The sequence below is a fragment of the Melaminivora alkalimesophila genome, from assembly GCF_000282995.1.
GTDB classification, from domain to species: domain Bacteria; phylum Pseudomonadota; class Gammaproteobacteria; order Burkholderiales; family Burkholderiaceae_C; genus Melaminivora; species Melaminivora alkalimesophila.
Map to the genome: position 1 here is coordinate 1 of NZ_ALEE01000126.1, position 4,473 is coordinate 4,473.

The 4,473-nt window shown below is 69.6% G+C and carries 5 protein-coding genes and 1 pseudogene; 3 read left to right on the plus strand and 3 right to left on the minus strand.

Annotated elements, in window-relative coordinates; genetic code table 11:
- Positions 1-55 precede the first annotated feature (55 nt).
- Positions 56-529 carry an Lrp/AsnC family transcriptional regulator gene (locus A612_RS01830; protein WP_019372911.1) on the minus strand — a complete coding sequence of 158 codons (474 nt, stop codon included), beginning with the start codon at positions 527-529 and terminating at the stop codon, positions 56-58.
- Positions 530-698: 169 nt separating this feature from the next.
- On the opposite strand from A612_RS01830, the pseudogene A612_RS01835 reads away from it, so the two are divergent.
- Positions 699-1,772, plus strand: a pseudogene (locus A612_RS01835) (saccharopine dehydrogenase family protein); the annotation flags it as partial.
- Positions 1,773-2,052: 280 nt separating this feature from the next.
- Complete coding sequence (locus tag A612_RS01840; protein WP_019372913.1) at positions 2,053-2,493, plus strand: OsmC family protein; 441 nt, start codon at positions 2,053-2,055, stop codon at positions 2,491-2,493.
- Between the two features lie 21 nt (positions 2,494-2,514).
- Here A612_RS01840 and A612_RS01845 read toward each other — a convergent pair whose 3' ends face one another.
- Complete coding sequence (locus A612_RS01845) at positions 2,515-2,832, minus strand: acylphosphatase (RefSeq protein ID WP_040435604.1); 318 nt, start codon at positions 2,830-2,832, stop codon at positions 2,515-2,517.
- A 43-nt stretch (positions 2,833-2,875) separates the two neighbouring features.
- The gene (locus tag A612_RS01850) at positions 2,876-3,157 is read right to left on the minus strand and encodes a hypothetical protein (RefSeq protein ID WP_141630313.1); all 282 of its coding nucleotides are present in this window, start codon (positions 3,155-3,157) and stop codon (positions 2,876-2,878) included.
- 255 nt (positions 3,158-3,412) lie between these two features.
- Here A612_RS01850 and A612_RS01855 point away from each other — a divergent pair.
- Positions 3,413-4,473: DEAD/DEAH box helicase (locus A612_RS01855; protein ID WP_019372916.1), on the plus strand; the 1,061-nt coding region annotated here is incomplete at its 3' end.

Here is a 4,473-nt window from a genome sequence, read left to right on the forward strand (position 1 = left end):
GCTCGCGCAGGGCGTGCGCTTCGAGGTCTGAGCGCCCACACGGACTCCGGGGCGCTCAGCCCCGGCGGTCCACGCGCACCGCCAGCACCACCGAGGTGGTGGTGCGCACCACCCCCTCGATCTCCCCGATCTCGTCGAGCAGCGCGTCCAGCCGCGGCATGGACTCGGCGTGCAGCTGCGCGATGTAGTCCACCTCGCCGCTCACCGAGCACAGGTGCCGCAGCTCGGGAAGGCCCTGCAGCCGCCGCACCACCTCGCGCCCCGCCTTGGGGCTGGTGATGATGCCCACATGGGCGTGCACCCCGTGCTCGTCCAGGTCCTGGCGCAGGCGCACGGTGTAGCCCACGATCACGCCTTCGCGCTCCAGCCGCGCAAGCCGAGCCAGCACCGTGGTGCGCGCCACACCCAGCCTGCGCGCCAGATCGGCGGCGCTTTCGCGCGCATTCGCCTGCAGCAGGGCCACCAGGTCGCGGTCCAGCTGGTCGCGCAGCGCCGCCCGGGCGGGAATGGAGTCGGGAGACAGGCCCATGTTCTGACGATCCGCAGCAGGAGATCGTCGAAGTGTCACGAAGACCCGCCTTTTCGTCAAATTCACGCTATCTTTCGTCCGGCTCCCTTCCTAGACTTTGGTCCAACCCGCTTCGCTGCAGCCAAGCGAAGCGGCACAAGCACAACCAGAGAGAGGAGAGGAGACCGCCATGAAGATTGCCCTGCTCGGCGCCGGCCACATCGGCCAGCGCATCGCCCAGCTGCTGGCAGACAGCGGCGACTACGAAGTGACCGCCATCGACCGCAGTGCCACGGCACTGCAGCCGCTGCAGGCCGCCGGGCGCGTGCGCGCGCAGATGGTGGACACCGCCGACGCGCGCGCCCTGGGCGCTGCGCTGGTGGGGCAGGACGCCGTGCTCAATGCGCTGCCCTACCATCTGGCGACCTTGGTTGCCACCGAGGCCCGCGCTGCCGGTTGCCACTACTTCGACCTGACCGAGGATGTGGCCTCCACCCGCGCCATCCAGGAACTGGCGGTCGGGGCAGACACCGCCTTCATGCCCCAGTGCGGTCTGGCCCCGGGGTTCATCGGCATCGCCGCCCACCACCTGGCCCAGCAGCTCGACGAGGTGCACGAGGTCAAGCTGCGCGTCGGCGCCCTGCCGGCCTATCCCAACAACGCGTTGAAATACAACCTGACCTGGAGCGTGGACGGGCTGGTCAACGAATATTGCCGCCCCTGCGAGGCGGTGCGCGATGGCCGGCGCATTGAGGTCCTGCCGCTCGAAGGGCTGGAGCATTTCTCGCTCGACGGCGTGGAGTACGAGGCCTTCAACACCTCCGGCGGCCTGGGGACGCTGTGCGAGACCTGGGCGGGCAAGCTGCGCTCGATCGACTACAAGACGGTGCGCTACCCGGGCCACCGCGACCTGATGTGGGTGTTGCTGGAAGAGCTGCGGATGAAGGACGACCAGGAAACACTCAAGCGCATCCTGCGCCGCTCGGTGCCCATGACCATGCAGGACGTGGTGCTGGTGTTCGTCAGCGTCAGCGGTATGCGCGCCGGCCAGCTGGTGCAGGAGGTCTTCGCCCGCAAGGTCTTCGCCGACCACAGCGGCTCGCAGCCCCTGTCGGCCATCCAGATCACCACTGCCGCCGGCATCTGCGCCGCGCTGGACTTGTTCCGCGAGGGAAAACTTCCGCGCAAGGGCTTCATCCGGCAGGAACAGGTGGCCCTGCCGGATTTCCTCGCCAACCGCTTCGGCGCCCCCTACCAGCAAGCGTCTGCACCGCTTGCCAGCCCCGCCCCCGGGACTGCGCCTCCCGCCATGCCTGCCGCCGTGACCGGACGCGGGCCGCAGGGGCAATGTTTGCAAGGGTTGGGCCGCGCCAGCGCCCGTCCGCCGCATCCGCGCGATCGCCGCACCGCCCCGCACGCCGATGGCGACTGCATCGCAGGGCAGCCACTGCCGGCATCGGCCGACAGACTGGGCGGCCCGCAACTGGTCTGATCGGTGGTCGTACCCATTCGAGCAAGTTTCTTACTTTCATGCAGGAGCAACGATGAGCGAGAAGACCGCATCCGTCCACTGGGACGGCGCCGGCAAGGCCGGCCAGGGCCAGATCAGCACCGAGACCGGGGCGCTACAGAAGTACCCCTACGGTTTCGCCAGCCGCTTCGGCGACGATCGCAAGGGCACCAATCCGGAGGAGATCGTCGGCGCGGCCCACGCCGCCTGCTTCACCATGGCGTTCTCCTTTGCTTGCGACAAGGCGGGCTTTGCCACCCGCACGGTCGACACCACCGCCCGCGTGCGACTGGCCAAGGACGGTGACGGCTTCAAGATCGACCGCATCGCGCTGATCCTGGAAGCGGTCGTCCCGGGCATGGACGAGGCCCGCTTCCAGGAAATCGCGGAAGATGCCAAGCGCAACTGCCCCCTGTCCAAGGCACTGGCGGGGGTGCCGGAGATTACGTTGCAGGCGACGTTGCGCAAGGAGTGAGCACCACGGTGCCGCCCGCCGCTACAAGGTATCTCGCTGCACGAACCCCTCGAGCACAGGCACTGGCGGCACTTCCTCGCAGACGTCCACCCGATCGACGCGCGCGGCCGCGGGTCCGGTATGCATCCAGCCGATCAACGCCATGACCGTCGCCTCGGGCCCGACGAGCAGCGCCTCCACGCTGCCGTCCCTGCGGTTGCGCACCCAGCCAGCGACGCCCAGGCGGCGTGCCTGCTCGACGGTGGACTGGCGGAAGTAGACGCCCTGCACCTTGCCGTGGACGCGAAGGCGGCGGGCAAGGGTTCCAGCAGAGGCAAAAGAGTGGGCAGTGTCAGACATGGCGCCGCACTGTAGCGCCCCAAGGCCTCACCGTGCCGCCGTGCTACTGCCGCGGCTGCTCGCCCTTTTCGTCAGCCCGCAGGCCTTCGTCCGTGTCTTGCAACCCGCGCTGCAGGTCGCGCGCGCCCTGTTGCACCCGCGGGTCCTGCCGGTCTCCGGTCATGGAGATGTCCTGGTCGCGCTCGTGCGGCAGGTGGGGCTCTCCCTTTTCCTTGCCTCTCTTGTCGGTCGTCAGGTCGACGCCGCGCACGCTGGCGGGTCGGCCCGGAGGGTCCCGGTCCTGGGGAGAGGTGGGAACGGTGTGTGCGGTAGGGCGGTTGGCCATGGGAACCTCGGCGTGGGCAGGCAAAGGGAAAGAAGCGTTCGATATCCCGAACGCTAAGACCCCCGGCAGGCACGGCGCGTAGGCAAAGGCCGGACAACCCCATAGGCCACAGGGCGGGCGCGTTCCGCTACCATCCTGTATGAAAGCACAGGTATGCAGCCTTCGGCTCCTCTTTCCGAGGCGCATGCCGCCCCGCATTGCCACCCCACCCTCGCCGATTTCCTGCCCTTCTTGCAGCCTCTTTTCCCAGCCGCCATGTCCGCGCAGCAGTGGGCCCAGGGCGCCTTGCAGGCCTTCGAGGCCGTGGTGCAATCCACGCCGGGCTTTCGCGCGCGCGAAGGCCAGCGGCGCATGGCCGAACAGGTCGCCCAGACCTTCGGACAGGCCGACCTCGGCAAGGCCGAGGACGAGGAGCACCAGCCCGCGCGCGCCATCGCCGTGATCCAGGCGGGCACGGGCGTGGGCAAGTCGCTGGCCTACGCGGCCCCTGCGGTCGCCATGGCGCTGGCGCGCGGCACGCGCGTGCTGATCTCCACCGCCACGGTGGCGCTGCAGGAACAGCTGGTGAACAAGGACCTGCCGGCGCTGGCCGCGCACCTGGACGAGCCGCTGCGCTTTGCCCTGGCCAAAGGGCGCGGGCGCTACGTGTGCAAGCTCAAGCTGGAGCGCCTGGCCGCCGGCACCGAGGACGACGACTTCGGCGCGACCGAGGACCTGTTCGGCGCCACCGAGGCGCCCCGGCCGGCCGCGCCCGGGCAGCCCGGCGCGCAGGTGCGCATGAAGTTCTACGCCAGCATGGCCGACGCGCTCGCCTCCGGCCAGTGGGATGGCGACCGTGACACCTTGCCCGACCCGCCCGAGCCCGAGGTCTGGGCGCCCGTGGCTGCCGAGATGCATTCCTGCACCGGGCGCCACTGCCCGCTGTTCTCGCAGTGCACCTACTACGACCGGCGCAAGGAGCTGGTCGCGGCGCAGGTCATCGTCGCCAACCACGACCTGCTGCTGTCGTCGATCGGCGCGCGGCTGCTGCCCGACCTGGACAACTGCCTGCTGATCCTCGACGAGGCGCACCACCTGCCGACTACGGCACTGTCGCAGTTCGCCTGCGAGATGGACCTGTCCTACCTGGGCTGGATCGACAAGCTCGCCAGCCGGGCGCTGCGCATCGGCCAGCTGGTCGAAGCCGAGGAAATCGCCGACATCCCCAACCATGCGGCACGCCTGCGCGCCGCGCTGCAGGACTGCGGGCGCCTGGTCATGGACCTGTACGGCGAGGCCCTGCGCGCCGCGCCGCGGCCGGGCGGTGGCGCCGGCCT